At 66.6% G+C, this 17,345-nt stretch carries 13 protein-coding genes and 1 tRNA gene; 9 read left to right on the top strand and 5 right to left on the bottom strand.

The window, feature by feature from the left end:
- Positions 1-9 precede the first annotated feature (9 nt).
- Positions 10-2,016: an excinuclease ABC subunit UvrB gene (gene uvrB, locus WQQ_RS16895; protein ID WP_040454939.1), complete on the bottom strand. Its 2,007-nt coding sequence runs from the start codon at positions 2,014-2,016 to the stop codon at positions 10-12.
- Between the two features lie 146 nt (positions 2,017-2,162).
- Positions 2,163-3,476, bottom strand: coding sequence for a dicarboxylate/amino acid:cation symporter (locus WQQ_RS16890; RefSeq protein ID WP_007186453.1), 1,314 nt, complete (start codon positions 3,474-3,476; stop codon positions 2,163-2,165).
- A gap of 129 nt (positions 3,477-3,605) precedes the next feature.
- On the opposite strand from WQQ_RS16890, the gene WQQ_RS16885 reads away from it, so the two are divergent.
- The 4 genes from WQQ_RS16885 to WQQ_RS16870 all read left to right on the top strand — a co-directional run bounded on the left by WQQ_RS16885 (position 3,606) and on the right by WQQ_RS16870 (position 8,258).
- The gene (locus tag WQQ_RS16885) at positions 3,606-4,268 is read left to right on the top strand and encodes a response regulator (RefSeq protein WP_007186452.1); all 663 of its coding nucleotides are present in this window, start codon (positions 3,606-3,608) and stop codon (positions 4,266-4,268) included.
- Between the two features lie 196 nt (positions 4,269-4,464).
- A complete protein-coding gene (locus WQQ_RS16880; protein WP_007186451.1) occupies positions 4,465-5,517 on the top strand; it encodes an alpha/beta hydrolase in 1,053 nt (350 codons plus the stop codon).
- Between the two features lie 43 nt (positions 5,518-5,560).
- Positions 5,561-7,114: an OprO/OprP family phosphate-selective porin gene (locus tag WQQ_RS16875; RefSeq protein ID WP_040454763.1), complete on the top strand. Its 1,554-nt coding sequence runs from the start codon at positions 5,561-5,563 to the stop codon at positions 7,112-7,114.
- A 34-nt stretch (positions 7,115-7,148) separates the two neighbouring features.
- On the top strand, positions 7,149-8,258 hold the full coding sequence (locus tag WQQ_RS16870) for a hypothetical protein (protein WP_007186449.1): 1,110 nt from the start codon (positions 7,149-7,151) through the stop codon (positions 8,256-8,258).
- 49 nt (positions 8,259-8,307) lie between these two features.
- On the opposite strand, the gene WQQ_RS16865 is transcribed toward WQQ_RS16870, so the two are convergent.
- Together WQQ_RS16865 and WQQ_RS23215 are read right to left on the bottom strand one after the other, a co-directional pair.
- Positions 8,308-9,810, bottom strand: a complete 1,503-nt coding sequence (locus WQQ_RS16865) for an alginate export family protein (protein ID WP_007186448.1) — start codon at positions 9,808-9,810, stop codon at positions 8,308-8,310.
- A gap of 275 nt (positions 9,811-10,085) precedes the next feature.
- Positions 10,086-13,022 carry a PAS-domain containing protein gene (locus tag WQQ_RS23215; RefSeq protein ID WP_007186447.1) on the bottom strand — a complete coding sequence of 979 codons (2,937 nt, stop codon included), beginning with the start codon at positions 13,020-13,022 and terminating at the stop codon, positions 10,086-10,088.
- Positions 13,023-13,174: 152 nt separating this feature from the next.
- Between WQQ_RS23215 and WQQ_RS16855 the strand changes: the two genes are divergently transcribed.
- The 3 genes from WQQ_RS16855 (at position 13,175) to WQQ_RS16845 (ending at position 16,029) form a co-directional block, all read left to right on the top strand.
- A complete protein-coding gene (locus WQQ_RS16855) occupies positions 13,175-14,353 on the top strand; it encodes a pyridoxal phosphate-dependent aminotransferase (protein WP_007186446.1) in 1,179 nt (392 codons plus the stop codon).
- A gap of 166 nt (positions 14,354-14,519) precedes the next feature.
- Complete coding sequence (locus WQQ_RS16850; RefSeq protein ID WP_007186445.1) at positions 14,520-15,296, top strand: ferredoxin--NADP reductase; 777 nt, start codon at positions 14,520-14,522, stop codon at positions 15,294-15,296.
- A 142-nt stretch (positions 15,297-15,438) separates the two neighbouring features.
- On the top strand, positions 15,439-16,029 hold the full coding sequence (locus tag WQQ_RS16845; RefSeq protein WP_040454935.1) for an RBBP9/YdeN family alpha/beta hydrolase: 591 nt from the start codon (positions 15,439-15,441) through the stop codon (positions 16,027-16,029).
- Here WQQ_RS16845 and WQQ_RS16840 read toward each other — a convergent pair.
- Positions 16,026-16,394, bottom strand: a complete 369-nt coding sequence (locus WQQ_RS16840) for a VOC family protein (protein WP_007186443.1) — start codon at positions 16,392-16,394, stop codon at positions 16,026-16,028. The genes WQQ_RS16845 and WQQ_RS16840 overlap by 4 nt on opposite strands.
- Before the next feature lie 213 nt (positions 16,395-16,607).
- Here WQQ_RS16840 and WQQ_RS16835 point away from each other — a divergent pair.
- Positions 16,608-16,683 (top strand) — tRNA-Asn (locus WQQ_RS16835).
- A 60-nt stretch (positions 16,684-16,743) separates the two neighbouring features.
- Entirely contained in the window at positions 16,744-17,301 is a 558-nt protein-coding gene (locus WQQ_RS16830) for a hypothetical protein (protein ID WP_007186442.1), read from the top strand.
- The last annotated feature ends 44 nt before the right edge of the window (positions 17,302-17,345 follow it).

Below are 17,345 nucleotides of genomic sequence, written 5' to 3'. Positions count from 1 at the left end.
GCTTCGCAACTAGATCGGGCTGACCAGCGCGGCCTCGCGCAGCCTGCGGATTTCGTCGCGCAGCTTGGCGGCCTTCTCGAACTCGAGATTGGTCGCCGCGGCTTTCATCTCCTTTTCGAGCTTGGCGATCCGCTTGCCGACGAGTTCCGGCGAGGCCAGTGACTCGTAGGCCTTCTTGGTCTCGGCCGCCTTGAGCGCCTTGATGTCGGCGACGCCGTCCTCGTAGCCCAGGCGCATGACATCGGCGATGCGCTTCTGCACACCCTTGGGGGTGATGCCGTGCGCGGTGTTGTATTCCTGCTGCTTGGTGCGGCGGCGATCGGTTTCGTCGAGCGCCTTGCGCATCGAACCGGTGATCGAATCCGCGTACAGAATGGCGCGGCCGTTGAGGTTGCGCGCGGCGCGGCCGATGGTCTGGATCAGCGAGCGCTCGCTGCGCAGGAAGCCTTCCTTGTCGGCATCGAGCACGGCGACCAGCGAGACTTCGGGCAGATCGAGACCTTCACGCAACAGGTTGATGCCGACGAGCACATCGAACACGCCGAGGCGCAGGTCGCGAATGATTTCGGCGCGTTCCACGGTATCGACGTCGCTATGCATGTAGCGCACCTTCACGCCGTTCTCGTGCAGGTAGTCGGTGAGGTCCTCGGCCATGCGCTTGGTCAGCACGGTGATCAGCACGCGCTCCTTGCGCTCGACGCGGATGCGGATCTCGCCGAGCACGTCATCGACCTGGCTGCGCGCCGGACGAATCTCGACGGGCGGATCGACCAGGCCCGTCGGCCGCACCACCTGCTCGACGATCGCCGATCCCGAATGCTGGAGTTCGTAAGGCCCCGGCGTTGCCGAGACGTAGATCACCTGCGAAACCAGGCGCTCCCACTCTTCGAACTTGAGCGGGCGATTGTCCATCGCGCTCGGCAGGCGAAAGCCGTATTCGACCAGCGTTTCCTTGCGCGCCCGGTCCCCCTTGTACATCGCGCCGATCTGCGGAACCGTGACGTGCGATTCGTCGAGCACCACCACCGCGTCGGGCGGCAGGTAATCGAACAGGCAAGGCGGCGGCTCGCCGATACCGCGGCCCGACAGGTAGCGCGAGTAGTTTTCGATGCCGTTGCAGTAGCCGAGTTCCTGGATCATCTCCAGGTCGAACTGCGTACGCTGCTCGAGCCGCTGCGCTTCGAGCAGCTTGCCGTTGGCGCGGAAGTATTCGAGGCGGTCGCGCAGCTCGTTCTTGATGTCGTCGAACATCGCGACCACGCGCTCGCGTGGGGTCACATAGTGGCTCTTCGGGTAGATGGTGTAGCGCGGCACGCGCTGGCGCACTTCGCCGGTCAGCGGATCGAACAGGCTGATGCTCTCGATCTCGTCGTCGAACAGCTCCACGCGCACGGCCTCGGCGTCGGATTCGGCCGGATGGATGTCGATGACATCGCCGCGCACGCGGTAGGTACTGCGGTCCAGCGACATTTCGTTGCGCGTGTACTGCATCGTCGTGAGCGTGCGGATCAGATCGCGCTGGCTGATGCGATCGCCCTTGACCAGGTGCAGCACCATCTTGAAATAACTCTCGGGATCGCCCAGACCGTAGATCGCCGAGACCGAGCAGACGATGATCGCATCGCGACGCTCCATCAGCGCCTTGGTCGCCGACAGCCGCATCTGCTCGATGTGGTCGTTCACCGAGCTGTCCTTCTCGATGAAGGTGTCGGTGCTCGGCACGTAGGCCTCGGGCTGGTAGTAGTCGTAGTAGCTGACGAAGTACTCGACCGAGTTGTTCGGGAAGAACTCCTTGAACTCGCCGTAGAGCTGCGCCGCGAGCGTCTTGTTGGGGGCCATGACCAGGCACGGACGCTGCACCTTCGAGATCACGTTGGCGATGCTGAAGGTCTTGCCCGAGCCGGTCACGCCGAGCAGGGTCTGGTGGGCGACGCCGGCTTCGAGGTTGTCGACCATCGAGGCGATGGCGGTGGGCTGGTCGCCCGCGGGTGCCCAGTCCGCCGCGAGGCCAAACATCTCCTCGCGACGATGCTTGAGCCGGCGGTCCTTGAGTTCGTCTCTGGGGGCTTCTTTCATCCCCTCACGATGCGCCCGGACCGCCGGTTTTTCAATGCGCGGCGCTACGCAATATTTCGCCGATCGCGTTCAGTTTCGGGTCCGGATCAGGCCGAGGTCTGCGCCTCGTTCAGGGTTTCGACGGTCGACGCCGGGCCGGCCGCGAGTTCGCGATGCAGCGCGCCCTTGTCGAGCTCCTTTTCCCAGTTGGCGACGACGATGGTCGCCACGCCGTTGCCGATGATGTTGGTGATCGCGCGAGCCTCGCTCATGAAGCGATCGACGCCGAGAATCAGCGCCAGGCCCGCGACCGGCACCGAAGGCACCACGGCCAGCGTCGCCGCGAGCGTGATGAAGCCCGCGCCGGTCACGCCCGAGGCGCCCTTCGAGGTCAGCATCGCCACCGCGAGCAGGGTGATCTCCTGCGTCAGCGTGAGTTCCACGTTGAGCGCCTGGGCGACGAAGATCGCGGCCATCGTCAGGTAGATGTTGGTGCCGTCGAGGTTGAACGAATAACCGCTCGGCACGACGAGACCGACCACGCCCTTGGAGCAGCCCAGGCGTTCGAGCTTCTGCATCAGCGGAACCAGCGCCGACTCCGACGACGAGGTGCCGAGCACGAGCAGCAGTTCCTCGCGGATGTAGGCCAGGAACTTGAGGATCGAAAAACCCGTGAACCTGGCGATCGTGCCGAGCACGATCAGCACGAACAGCGCGCAGGTCAGGTAGAAGCTGCCCATGAGCTTCATGAGCGGGCCGAGGCTGTCGATGCCGTACTTGCCGATCGTGAAGGCCATCGCGCCGCCCGCCCCGATCGGGGCTAGCTTCATGACCATGCCGATCATGCGGAAGAAGATCTGCGAGGCCGCTTCGAAGAACGTCATGACCGGCTTGGCCTTGTCGCCGATCGCCATCATCGCGAAGCCGAACATGACCGCGAGCAGCAGCACCTGCAGCAGGTCGCCCCCGCCCGTGAACGCGTCGGTGAAGGTCTTGGGGATGATGTGCAGCAGAAACTGCACGGTGCCCTGCTCGTGCGCCGCCTGCGCATACTTGGCGACCGCGCCCGCATCGAGCGTCGCCGGGTCCGCGTTGAAGCCCGCCCCGGGCTTGAGCAGGTTCACCACGAGCAGGCCGATGGCGAGTGCGAAGGTCGACACCACTTCGAAATAGAGGATCGCCTTGGCGCCGACGCGGCCGACCTTCTTCACGTCCGAAACACCCGCGATACCGAGCACCACGGTCAAAAAGATCACCGGCGCGATCAGCATCTTGACGAGCGCGATGAAACCATCGCCGAGCGGCTTGAGCGCCACGCCGACGTCCGGAGCGAAATGGCCGATGCAGGCGCCAAGCACGATCGCCGCCAGCACCAGCAGGTAGAACCGCGACCCCGACCCCTTCTTCGAATGCTCTTGCATGTCTCGACTCGAATTCTTCCGATAAAGCGACTTTGTCAGCCCGCCCGCGCGCTGCCCATAACCAATTGGAACTACGCGCGGGCCGGCTCGTGAGAAACTCCGGCGACCGCTCAAAACCCCAGGCAGCTCATGCCCGACGCGCTCCAGATCATCGTCGCCGACGATCACCCGCTGTTCCGCGATGCGATCGTACTGGCTCTGCAGGCCTCGCTGCCGGGATGCCGTACGCTGGAAGCCTCGAGCTTCAGCACGCTCGAAGCGATGGTGCGCGAGCAGGACACGCTCGATCTCGTGCTGCTCGACCTCAGCATGCCGGGCGCCAACGGCTTTTCTTCGCTGGTCTTCCTGCGCGGCGAACGGCCCGAAGTGCCGGTCGTGGTCATCTCGTCCAACGATCATCCGCGCACCATCCGGCGCGCGCAGCAGTTCGGTGCAGCAGGCTTCGTGCCCAAATCGTCCCCGGTCGCGGTGATCCGCGAGGCCGTGCAGGCCGTCATGGACGGCGGCGCCTGGTTCCCCGCGCAAAAGGCCGAGCGCAGCGAAGAGGACGCGCAGCTCGCCGCCCGCCTCGCGCAGCTCACGCCCCAGCAGTTCCGCGTTCTCATGTGCATGGCTGACGGCCTGCTCAACAAGCAGATCGCGCACGAACTCGGACTCGCCGAGAACACCGTCAAGGTCCACGTCACCGCAATTCTGCGTAAGCTCGAATGCCATAGCCGCACCCAGGCCGCAGTGCTCGTCAAAGCGCTGCAGGCCGAGGGCGGAGACGACGCTGCGACGCTGCCTGAGTGATCGGTGACTTTGCGGACGATGGCGCAGGCCACTAACACCATCGGGTTATTGGTGTCCTGAAACACCTGCGGTACAAGTGCACAGGCGATCGACCCGCCATCGCACGACGAAAGCCCCGCTTTCGAATCGCGCAGGACGGGCGGACGGTGAGAGCGCTCACCCGATCGCGACGACACCCTGTGGAGGAGAAGCACCGATGACGATTCGAGGAATGGCGCTGTGCGCGCTGTGGTGGCTGCTGCTCGCGGCTCCGGCGCAGGCGCAGCAGGCGAGCGCTGGCCATGCGGGACCGAGCGTGGTCGATCTGTGGCCGCAAGGCGCATTGACGGACAACCCGGTTCGCGGACCTGAACGACTCGGCCAGGACGGCAACGGCATCGGCGCGGTGTCCAACATCAGCCGGCCGCGCATGGAAATCATCAGGCCCGCGCAGCCCAACGGCACCGCGGTCCTGATCCTCGGCGGTGGCGGCTACTTCCGCATCCAGATCGCCAACGAAAGCCGTCCGGTGGCCGAATGGCTCGCCGCGATGGGCATCACGCCGGTGATTCTCTACTACCGCCTGCCGGTCGACGGCTGGAAGGCCGAAGCGCCGTTCCAGGATGCCCAACGCGCGCTGCGCCTGCTGCGCAGCCACGCGGCCGATCACGGCATCGATCCGCAGCGCATCGGCGTGCTCGGCCTCTCCGCGGGCGGCCATCTCGCGGCGATCGCCGAAACCCGCTTCGACACCGATTTCTATCAGGCCGTCGACGAGGCCGACAAGGTCTCGTCGCGCCCGGATTTCTCGGCGCTGATCTATCCGGTGGTGTCGCTGCAGCCTCCGTACGACACCACGCGTACGCGCCGCGAACTCGGCACGCAGAAAGATGCGGTCGAAGCCTATTCGGCCGAGAAACACGTCACCAAGGCCACACCGCCGACCTTCATCGTGCATGCGGCCGACGATCCGATCGCCAAGGTCGGACACAGCCTGCTGATGTTCTCCGCGCTGCGCGAGCACGGCGTCGCCGCCGAACTGCACGTGTTCGAAAACGGCGGCCACGGCTGGACGCTCGGGCGGCCCGGAACGCTCGCCGCTTCATGGCCGCGACTGTTCGCGCTGTGGGCGCGCCAGCATCGCCTGCTCGACCAGCGGCCCATCCTGCCACCGTCGATGATCCAGCACGCACCGCGAGCGCCCGCCGCCAACCGTGCGGACGATCGCGCCGAAGACCCGGACGATCACGCCGAAGACAGCGACGTCTGAACTGTCGCGCGCTCGCGCTCCCTTTTTCTTTTCGAGAAACGCCATGAATCGTCTACGCATGGCCGTGCTAGCCACGGCCGTCGGCAGCCCGCTGCTGCTCAACGCCGGCATCGCCGCCGCACAGGATTCGGCGAGCAACGCCGAACTGCTGCAACTGCTCAAGCAGCAGGCCGAGCTGATCAAGAAGCTCGAGCAACGCCTGGCCACGCTCGAAGGCCAGCAACCGGCATCACCCACCGCCGCGACCACCGCGACCGCAACGGCCGATGAAACGATCGGCGACGCGCAATCGCAGCAGGCCGCCGGTCCGGCTCCGGACAATGCAACGGGCAATGCAACGGACAAGTCCATGCAAGTCCGCGCCGCCATCGCCGACACCCAGCAAGGCCTGCTCGAAGCCCAGCTCGCGCAGCTGTCCGCGCTGGGGAACGCCGGCGGCGGCAACGGTGGCGGCGGCTCCGGCAACCTGCGCTGGCGCGGAGCGCCGGTGTTCCGCAGCGCCGACGGCTACTTCACGTTCAAGCCACGCGGCCGCCTGAGCCTCGACTGGTCCGGCACCGACGGTTCACGCTTCGATGCGCGCAACATCTACGGCACCGAAGCCACCGACCTGCGCCTCGGCGCCGAAGGCACCATCGGCAAGCTCGGCTACAAGCTCGACGTCACCTTCGCCGACAACGCCGCCGGCGTGCGCGAAGCCTACCTGTCGTACGACACCACGCTGTTCGGCCTGCCGACCGAGTACTACCTCGGCAACCGCCTGCGCGATCGCAGCATCGAAGGCTCCGGCATGCTCGCGCGCGAGCCGTTCATGGAGCGCAACGCGGTGGCCGCCGTCGGCGCCGCGTACAACGGCTACTTCGGACTCGGCGGCTACGTGCGCACCTTCGGCAACAACTGGCACCTCGGCGCGAGCATCACCGGCGACGGTGTCGACAACGAAGGCACGGCCAGCGATTCGATCACCTATTCGATCCGTGGGCACGTCAACCCGATCAAGGCGCGGCAGGGCTTCGTGCACCTCGGCAGCTGGTATTACTACGAGACGCTCGGCGACGACGTCGCGACGATCAACAATGCGCCGCGCATCGGCCAGAGCTTCAACGACAACCTGCGCGTGTCCTCCGGCGCGATCGCCGATCCGACGCGCGACGAAGCCTGGGGCTACGAAGTCGGTGGCGTGTTCCGCAATTTCTGGAGCTTCGGCGAATACACCAAGCGGCGCATCGATTCCGACAGCATCGACGTGGTCGAGCGCACCGCCACCTCGATCTCGGCCGGCTGGCTCATCACCGGCGAGAAGCCCGGGTTCTCGACCCGCTCGGGCATCTGGGGTTCGACGCGCGTGCTGAGCCCGGTGACCTCGGGCGGCTGGGGCGCCTGGGAAATCGCGGTGCGCTTCGATCGCTACGACTTCCGCGACGCGCCCAACGGCGGCGATGGCCGCAGCGATACGGTCGGGCTCAACTGGTACATCAACGACTGGTCGCGCCTGATGTTCAACTACGTCAACTGGACCACCGACAACCGCGTCGGCAGCTATCGGGGCTTCGACGCCGGCAACTCCTTCGGCTTCCGTGCCCAGGTCGTGTTCTGAGCCTGCACGCGCCATGACGACAAGGACGAATCCCATGCAGATGAATTCCATGCAAACGCAGCTTCGCCGCTCCTTCGCACGACCGTTCGCGTTCACCGTGATGGCCGCGCTCGCCCTGCCCGGTTGCATCGATCGCGACAAGCCCGCCGACGAGGGCGGTGGTGGCGACGGCGGCGGCGGCACCCCAGGCGCGTGCAGCCGGCTGCCCCCGCAAAGCACGACCTACAAGGGCGGCGATACGCTCGGCGAAGAGCTGAGCCTCACGCTGAATCCTTCCACGCTGGCCTACACGCTGCGCGTCGATGCGAGCCTGCAACGCAGCGCCGGCACCGAACTCGCCGGCACGCTCGTCGCACTCGACGGCTGCACGTACGCGAGTGACGAATCCGGCGCGGTCTTCACGATCGGCGCCAACGGTGTCGTGCACGGCGGCGTGCGCGAGGTCGTGGGCAGCGGCTTCGTGCCGATGATCGCGTTCGCGAGCCAGTTCGAGAACAGCGCCGATCCGACACGCTTCAACGACATCGCCGCGATTTTCAACACCATCGGCGCGCAAACCGCCGGCAGTGTCGAATCGAGCTACGGCGGCTCCGGCCGCATCCGCAACGCCGGCACCTTCCAGCTCTGCCAGGACGCCGCCAACGGCGGCTTCATGGTCTACGACGCCGCCTGCGCGCAGACCGCGAAAGGCTATCTGAGCTACAACGGCGCGCACGCGGCCTTCGATGTCTACACCACGCCGGCCAGCGGCGGCGCGGTGACCACAGGCGGCACGCTGAGCGGCTCGATGATCATCGGAATGGTTGGCAGCACGGCGGTTCCGCTGCAGCTGATCCGCGAATCGGCGAGCCGCTACGGCCTGTTGCTGTACACCGCGCAGAGCGCGCTCGTCGCGGGCGATGCGGACGGCAGTTACACGAGTGTCGACAGCGACGGCATCAATGGCACCGCGACCTGGTCGGGCACCAGCCTGAACCGCAACGGCGCGGCGGCGACGCTCAGCTACGACAGCCCGGTGTCCGGCGTCGCCCAGGCCACCGGCGCGTTCACCGGGTATCTGCTGCAGGGCGCGGGACTGTATGGATTCGTTCCGGGCACGACGGCGGCGGCCCAGCCGAGCTTCGAACTGGGCCTGCGGCAGTAGGCGGACGCTTTCGGGCGGCCCGGGCCGGCAAGGCTCGCGCCGCCCGGACTCAGAACCGGTAGTTGACCAGCGCCGCGGCGAAATCCGAGCTGCGGTAGCCGTTGTCGCGCAGGCCGCCATCGGCCGAGAGGTGCTCCAGCCGCAGGGTCATCGAAAGCCGCGGCGTGATCGTCCAGACCGCCTGCAGGCGCGCGACGTCACCGGTCTTGCTGCCGCCGGAGCCCGGCGTGCCCGCGTAGGCGGTGCCGTTCGATCGGTAGATGGCGTCGTCCGTGTCCTCGCGCCAGGTCATTTGATATTCGAGCGTCAGGCGCAGGTCCGGCAGCGGCGCGAAGCTGAAGTTCGGCGCGAACGCGATCAGGTTGGTCGGCGTCAGGAACAGGCCGTAGGCGTAGTAGATGTTGTTGCCGTAGGGCGTGCCCGCGTTGCCGAGCGTGCCGCCCTCGTAGGCGCCGCCGCTCGCGTAATCGAAGTGCGCGCCGATGCGCGGAGCGCCCGCATCGCGGCCGAGTCTCCAGCTCTGCGCGAACAGAAGCTGCCAGGCGTCGATCTCGCGATCGCCGTAATCGCCCCACTGATGATCGACGGTCCAGTCGATCGCGAGCGCGCCGACATCGCCCCACAGCCGCGTGCCGCCGTAATAGCGCTCCTCGCGCTGCCGGCTGTCGCCCCAGGCCACGGCGCGCTGGCGTTGACGCCACAGGAACGGTTCGAGATAGAGCTTCGATGAGCCGAACCAGGTCGTGGGCAGGCAGGTACCGGTGGTCACGCCCGAGAAGCGACGATCGCGATCGATCTCGTCGTCGTGCGTGCCTTCGTTGCCGAGCTTGTTGAAATCGAAGTCGAAGAAATCGGCGCGCAGATGACCGCTGCTGAGCCAGGCGCGCGTTCCGTTGACGGTGAACAGCAGGGTGTTGTTGTCCCGCGAGGCGACCAGCAGGTTCGGGCCGTCGATGAAGATCTGGCGTCCGTAGCGCAGGCCGAAATCCAGCCCGGCGAAACGGTCGTTGACGTCGATGAAACGCTGCTGCACAAACAGGTCGTTGCGAAAAGAACCCGACGGCGTGCCGATGTTCCGGCCTTCGATCACACCGCGCGCGAGCTCGCCATAGAGCCGCACGTGCTTGCCCAGATGCAGGTCGGCACCGCCGAAGATTCGATAGATGTCCTGGCGCTGCGCATCGCCGCTGAGCTGCAGATGCTCGGTGTAGTTGATGCGCCCGCGCAGTTCGCCCGACAGCGTCAGGTACACCTCGTCGCTGCCGAGCGGCAGGTACTTGAGCCGGTCGAGAAAATCGCGCCGCTGCTGCGGATCGCGCATGCGGCTCCAGTCCTCCACCCAGCGCGCCGGGTTGTAGCCGTTGGCGGTCGCCCCATAGCCGGCGGCCGCGGCCGGATAACTGGTCTTGGCCGGAGCGGCCGGCGTGTACGGCTGCTTCTCGACACGAGCGACGGTGGAATCGGCGGGATCGGTCTGCGCCATCGCGCCGGACGCGCTCACGCAGGCCACGGCGGCGACACCGTGCAAGGCGCTTTTCATCGACGGCATCATGCGGCTCTCCTCGCAATGTTGTGCTGCGATTTGCTCCGGCAAGGCTTCGCCCCGCCCCGCTAAACGGAGCTGTGCGATCGAGCTGGAATCGTCTTCTCAAAAGTCGGCGCAAGCGTCTGGGCGCCGCACCGTTTTCGGGTTGGCGCATCATCACCGTGCGTCGCCGCAGGCGAAATAACCCGATGGAGTTAGTAGTTCTACGTAGGCGCGCCAGGCCCGGGTTTTCGCCGGGATTCGCAGGGAGTTATAGGCCTGCGGCCGCAAGCCACCGCGGTTCAGCGATCGAAGCCGCGCAAGCTCAGCAAACGCGTCATCAAGGCACGCAAGGCGGGCGCCTTGACCGGCTTCGCCAGAAAGCCCCAACCCGCTTCGCGCGCCGCGCTGCGCAAGGCCGGATCGGCATCGGCGGTGACGAGGATCACCGGCGGCTGTGCCTGCCAGCGCTCGACCAGCGCGGGCAGCAGATCGGGGCCCCGCGTTTCGCCGAGCCGGTTGTCGAGCAGCAGCAGCTCGGGCACGTCTTGCGCATTGGCCTGCGCGAGCGCCTGGGCCGGGCCGTCGAACAGCTGCACGCGGCAACCCCAGGCCCGCAGCAAGCTGCGATTGGCCTCGCGTACGTGCGCATCGTCATCGATGTACCAGATCAGCCGATCGCGCAGCGAGGCGCTGTCGTCGTCGTGCTTCACGAGCGGCGCATCGCCAGGCTCGGCCTCGACGCGGCTCGCATCGCCGAGCGGCACGCTCACCGCGAACACGCTGCCGCGTCCGGGCTGCGAGCGCAGCGTGATCGGGTGTTCGAGCCGCCTGGCGATGCGATCGACGATCGCAAGCCCGAGCCCCGATCCGCGCTCGTGCACGTCCGGGCCCGGATCGAGACGGCGGAATTCTTCGAAGATCAGCTGCTGCTGGTGCTGCGGAATGCCCGGCCCGGTGTCCCAGACTTCGATGCGCAAGGCGCCCGGCACGCGACGGCAGCCGAACACGATGCGACCGCGCGGCGTGTAGCGCAGCGCGTTCGACAAAAAGTTCTGCAGGATGCGGCGCAGCAGGATCGGATCGCTGCGCACGATCGCCTTCGAACTGCGCGCCCGCAGCATCAGGCCGCGCGCCTGCGCGAGCACGCCGAATTCGCGCGCGAGCGCATCGAGCAGCGGCGCGATCACGAAATCGCGCAGTTGCACTTCGAGCGTGCCCGATTCGAGCCGCGAAATATCGAGCAGACTCGAGAGAATCTGATCCTGCGCGGCGAGCGCGCCGTCGATGCTGCGCGCGAGCTGCTGCGCCTGCGCGTCTTGCAGCTGCGCGAGCAGGGCCGAGGCGAACATGCGCGCGGCGTTGAGCGGCTGCAGCAGGTCGTGCACGGCCGAGCTCACGAAGCGCGTCTTGTAGCGATTGGCGCGCTCGGCCGCCGCGGTCGCGCTCGCCAGGTCGCGCGTGCGCGCGTCGACGCGGCGCTCGAGCGTCGCGGTCAGCGCGCGCAGCTCGGCTTCGGTCTGCTTGTACGCGGTGACGTCGGAGAACGAGGTGACGTAGCCGATGCCCGGCAGCGCGCTGCCGCGAATCTCCAGCACCGTGCCATCCGGCAGCTCGCGCTCGTTGACGTGCTGGTTGCCGCTCTGCAGATGCTGCAGGCGCCGCTGCACCTGCCACTCCGCATCGCCGCGACCCATGAGTCCGCGCCCGGCGTTGACGCGCATGAGCGATTCGATCGGCGTGCCCACCGCGAGCAGCTCGGGCGGATAGTCGAAGATTTCGGCGTAGCGCCGGTTCCACGCGATCAGGCGCAGATCGAGGTCGACCACGCTGACGCCTTGCGGCAGGTGTTCGAGCGCGGCGCGCAGCAGGCCGCGATTGAGTTCGAGCTGCGCAATCAGGTGCGCGAGCGATTCCACCGTCACGCGCGTATCGCGCTGCAACTGCGCGAAGGTGCCTTCGAACTCGCCTTCCACCGCCACGTCGAGTTCGCCGCGCGCCACCGCCGCGAGCACGCGCGCGAATTCGGAGAGACCGCGATCGGCGGTTTCGGTCATCTGGTTGAGCTGGCGCACCATGTCGGCGTAGACGCGCGTGAACGCCGATTCGTCCGCGCGCTGCGAAAAATCCCCGCGTGCGACCGCGCTCGCGATGCGCCCCTGGCTGTCGATGAAGCGGCGCAGGGTGTCGCGCACGCCGAGCATGGCGCGCTGCAGTTCGCCGATCTGGTCGCGCCGCGCGCTGGCTTCGACCTCCACGTCGAGATCGCCGCGGCTGATCTGCTCGGCCACGCGCGTGACGCGCTCGATCGGCGCCGCGAAGCCGCGCGCCACCGCCAGCGACAGCAGGCTCACGAGCGCGGCCGTGAGGCCCAGCAGCGCGAGCGCATTGCGGTTGGCGCGGTCGACCACGGCGCGGCTTTCGGCCTCGTCCTGCTCGGCCACCGCGATCCAGCCGAGCCGCGTGTGGCGGATGTCGGCGATGCGGGCCACGCCGTCGATGCTGTAGCGCTGCAGGCCATCACCGTGATCGCGCGCGGCGATGAAGGCCGGGTGCCGGCTGTAATCCTTGAGCTCGCGGTTGAGCTGCTCGTCGGCGTGGGCGATCAGCCGGCCCTCGGCGGTCATCAGGAAGCCGTGGCCGGTCCTGCCGAGCGCGGCCGAGCTGACCGCGCGCGTCACCTCGTCGAGCTGCGCCGCCTGGATCAGCAGGCCGCCGAGGCTTCCGTCGACCCTCTTGATCGGCACCGCGACCAGGAACGCCGGCCGGTGCGAAGTCCGGCCCAGGCCGATTTCCACCGACTGCGAGGCTCCGGCGAGGATCTCGCCGTAGTAATGCCGGTCGCTGTAGTTCGACAGCGGACCGTCGTCGCTGCGCGCGAGATTTCTGCCGTCGAGCCCGGCGGTATGGATCAGGTAGGCCCAGGGCAGCCGGGGCTCCACCGAGGCGATCACCCGGCGCTGGGCGGCCGCATCGAAGGAGCGCATGCCGGGCTGGTCGGCCGCGAGCTTCATGACCGACAGGTTCAGCGCGGTCCAGTCGTCGACCTGCTGGACCACGCGCTGCGAGAACAGGCTCAGCTGGCTTTCGGCGGCGGCCTGCCCGCTCTCGGTGATGCGCAGGCGCTCGAACTGCCAGAACAGGGCCAGCGGCAGCAGGGCCACGAGCAGAAACGCCAGCAGCAGCTGGCCGAAAATGCGCAGCCGCGGCTGGGGCGATAGCAGGCTGCGCAGGCTCATCGGCGGGTCGGCGGTGCGGTTGGCGTCCTGGGAGGCCGCAGGCTAGCAGCTCGTCTGGGTAATTTCCCTAAGGTGCCGTATCATCGCGCGCCCGAATTTTCGATTCGGCCTGAACCGTAATCGCATACCCCCTGACGCAACCGAGAAACGCCGTGGAACTGTCGCTCGCCCAACGCGTGGGCCGCATCAAGCCCTCTCCCACCCTGGCCGTCACCGCCAAGGCCAATGAACTCAAGGCGGCCGGCAAGGACGTGCTGTCGCTCGGCGCCGGCGAACCGGACTTCGACACGCCCGAGCACATCAAGGAAGCCGCTCGCGGCGCCATCGCCAAGGGCTTCACCAAGTACACCGCCGTCGGCGGCACGCCGAGCCTGAAGGCCGCGATCATCGCCAAGATGAAGCGCGACAACGGGCTGGACTACAAGCCGAACCAGGTCGTGGTCTCCGTGGGCGGCAAGCAGGCCTGCTACAACCTCTGCCAGGCCCTGCTCAACGCCACCGACGAAGTGATCGTGCCGGCCCCGTACTGGGTCAGCTACCCGGACATGGTGCTGCTGGCCGACGCCACCCCGGTGTTCATCAACACCACGCAGGAAACCCGCTTCAAGATCACGCCGGAGCAGCTCGAGCGCGCGATCAGCCCGCGCACCAAGATGATCTGGCTGAACTCGCCGTCGAACCCCTCCGGCATGGCCTATTCCAAGGCCGAACTGCAGGCGCTCGGCGAGGTGCTGCGCAAGCACCCGCAGATCGTGATCGCCTCGGACGACATGTACGAGAAGATCCTCTGGACCGGCGAGCCCTACGCGAACATCGTCAACGCCTGCCCGGACCTCTACGACCGCACGGTGATCATCCACGCCGTGTCGAAGACCTATTCGATGACCGGCTGGCGCATCGGCTGGGCCTGCGGCCCGGCCAAGCTGATCGGCGCGATGGCCGACATCCAGTCGCAGAGCACCTCCAACCCGACCTCGATCGCCCAGGTCGCGGCCGAAGCGGCGCTCAACGGCGACCAGGGCTGCGTGACCGAGATGGTCAAGGCATTCAAGCAGCGCCACGACCACCTCGTCGCCGACCTCAACACCATTCCGGGCGTCTCCTGCGCCGCGGGCGACGGCACCTTCTACGTGTTCCCGAACGTCGAGGGCCTGATCGCCAGGCTCGGCGTGAAGGACGACCTGGAGCTGTCCGACCTGCTGCTGCAGAAGGCCCTCGTCGCCCTGGTTCCAGGTTCGGCCTTCGGCACGCCGGGCCACGTGCGCCTGTCGTTCGCCACCAGCGACAAGGTGCTCAAGGGCTCGGTCGAGCGCATTCGCGCGCTGGTCTGAAGCGCCCGCTCCCGAGGTCGGAACAAGTGATGCATCCCGGGCTTGCACCCGGGATGCATCGCCGGAATCACCGCATCATCATCGGCACCCAGCCGTCGCCAGGTATCACATCACCGGATCATCGGCCGCAACGTTGATCCCTTTTTACAGAAAGGCGCAGCAAGCCATGGCCGCCATCGGCAAAGAAAAGATCCTCAGCGTTCGTCATTGGAACGACACGCTGTTCAGCTTCACCGCGACGCGCGATCCGGCGCTGCGCTTCGAGAACGGCCACTTCGTCATGATCGGCCTCGAAGTCAACGGCAAGCCGCTCATGCGCGCCTACTCGATCGCGAGCGCCAACTACGAAGAGCATCTCGAGTTCTTCAGCATCAAGGTGCAGGACGGCCCGCTGACCTCGCGCCTCCAGCACCTGAAGGTCGGCGACGAGCTGCTGGTGTCGCGCAAGCCCACCGGCACGCTGGTACTGCACGACCTCAAGCCCGGCAAGCATCTGTACATGCTGTCGACCGGCACCGGGCTCGCGCCGTTCCTGTCGCTCGTCAAGGATCCGGAAACCTACGAGCGCTTCGAGAAGATCGTGCTGATCCACGGCGTGCGTTACGTCAACGAACTCGCCTACCAGCAGTTCTTCCGGCAAGAGCTGCGCGAGCATGAATTCCTCGGCGAGCAGGTGAAGGAAAAGCTCATCTACTACCCGACGGTCACGCGCGAGGACTACCAGAACACCGGCCGCCTGACCGACCTCATCGAGAGCGGCAAGCTGTTCAGCGATATCGGCCTGCCGCGCTTCGATCCGGCGGTGGACCGCGCGATGATCTGTGGCAGCCCGAGCATGCTCAAGGACAGCAGCGCCCTGCTTGACGCCCACGGCCTGCGCATTTCGCCGCATATCGGCCAGCCCGGCGATTACGTGATCGAACGCGCGTTCGTCGAGAAGTAAGTCGTCGGGCCGGACAATGCGACGCCGGCAGCGCGAAGCTCCGCCACCGAAATTGTGGCCGCGCTTCGTGCTGCTGGGCGTGCTCGCAGTGATCTGTGCGCTCGTCATGCTGTGGCAACCTGCACCAAGGACGACTGAAAACATGAGTGGCGATCTCGGCGGCAAGCAGGTCTACATCGTCCACGGCTACATGGCCTCGCCGGGCGATCACTGGTTCGGCTGGCTGAAGTCGCAGCTGGAAGCGCGCGGAGCGCGCGTGACGATCCTCGCGATGCCCGATTCGAGCGATCCCGATCCGGCCGCCTGGCAGCGTCATTTGCAGCAAAGCGTCGAGCGCCAGGACAGCGACAGCTACTTCGTCGCGCACAGCCTCGGTTGCATCGCCCTGCTGCACTACCTGCAATCGCTTCCGGCCGACACGCATATCGGCGGACTGCTGCTGGTCGCGGGCTTTTCCGCCTCGCTGCCCACCATTCCGCAGCTCGATACATTCACCCGCTCGCCGGCGCTCGATGCGGATCGCATCATCGGCCTGTCGAACCAGCGCGCGGTGATCGCCTCGCGCAACGACGACGCCGTGCCGTATGCGCTGACGGTGGACTTGAGCCGACAGCTGCAGGCGCAGCTGTCGACGGTCGAAGAAGGCGGTCACTTTCTCGGCAGAGAAGGCTTCACCACGCTGCCGGTCGCCTACGACTTGCTCGCGGCGATGATGAGCGCCAGACCCGACTAGACGGCCGCGAACAGCGCGAGCTTGTTGCCGTCGAGGTCACGCACGTAGGCCAGATAGAAGCCCGGCACGCGCAGGCCGGGAGCGCCTTCGCTGCTGGCGCCGAGTTCGAGCGCCTTGTTGTAGATCGTATCGACCTGCTGCTGACCGGCCATACCGAGCGAGACCATGCAACCGTTGCCGACACAGGCTTCCTTGCCGTCGTAAGGCGTGCAGACACCGAACATCGGCGCCTTCGGGCTCGAGCCCCACAGCACCAGCCGGCCGATATCCAGCACACGCTGGGCGCCGAGTTCGGCGAATAAGGCGTCGTAGAAAGCCCCGGCGCGCTGCAGGTCGTTGGTGCCCAACGTGGTGTAAGCAATCATCTACGTCTCCTCGTTATCTTTTGTGTGATCGGAAGGCCGGCATGCGGCGTTCCTGCCGCCATCATGCCGCAAGCAAACGCCCTCGGACGAATCCATGCGGAGCACGCTCCGCATGACGGAACTGCTTGACTGCCGGTCATTTTTTCCTCAACCACGTTCTTCGAAAGAAAAGCTTGCACCCCCCGGAACAAGTCCCTAGAATTCGCGGCCCATTCCCCGATAGCTCAGTCGGTAGAGCAAGTGACTGTTAATCACTGGGTCGGCGGTTCGAGCCCGTCTCGGGGAGCCAGATAAATCAGGGCCTTCTGCAAAGAAGGCCCTTTTTTATGCCTGCAGCACGGCCAGCACGATGACCACCGACGCCTTCAAACAACATGTCCGCCAGATGACGGACGACACCCTGGACCTGTTCCGCGCCAAGCTCGCCGAAGCCGGCCCCAAGGGACGCTGCGATCCGCTGCTCCGGGTGCTGATCGAACCGAGCAGCGAACCGGGCAGCCATCGCGATACCGAGGCGACCATGCCCTGGGGCCAGCCGTGGACCCATTCGGGGCTCGACCATCTGGTCATGCACCTGTTCCTGGATGCGGTCGGCGCTAAGGCTTATGCGATCGCGATGGAGGTCCGCGCCGGCGGCGCGGCACCCCAGACCGGCGCGTACGCCTGCGGCGGCACCGCGGGATGGGATACGGCGATCGGCGAGGTTTACGGGTTCGTCGATGGCCAGCTCGAGATCAAGAGCCGCGTGACCGGTGACAGCGATCGACCGCGCATCGCCGCCCTGTCGACGGTCCCCAACCTGCTGCAGCCGTTGCAGACCACTGCGTTATCGGCCGATCAGCAGTCCGCACTGAAAGACTACGTCGACATCCTGGTCGCGCAGTTGCGGCGGCAGATCGGGCCTTGAACAAACGCCCCCGACCCGCGCCACGGAAGCCTGCATCGGCGCAG

Source organism: Hydrocarboniphaga effusa AP103 (genome assembly GCF_000271305.1).
Lineage (GTDB): Bacteria > Pseudomonadota > Gammaproteobacteria > Nevskiales > Nevskiaceae > Hydrocarboniphaga > Hydrocarboniphaga effusa.
This window is presented reverse-complemented; position numbering and strand designations above follow the sequence as displayed.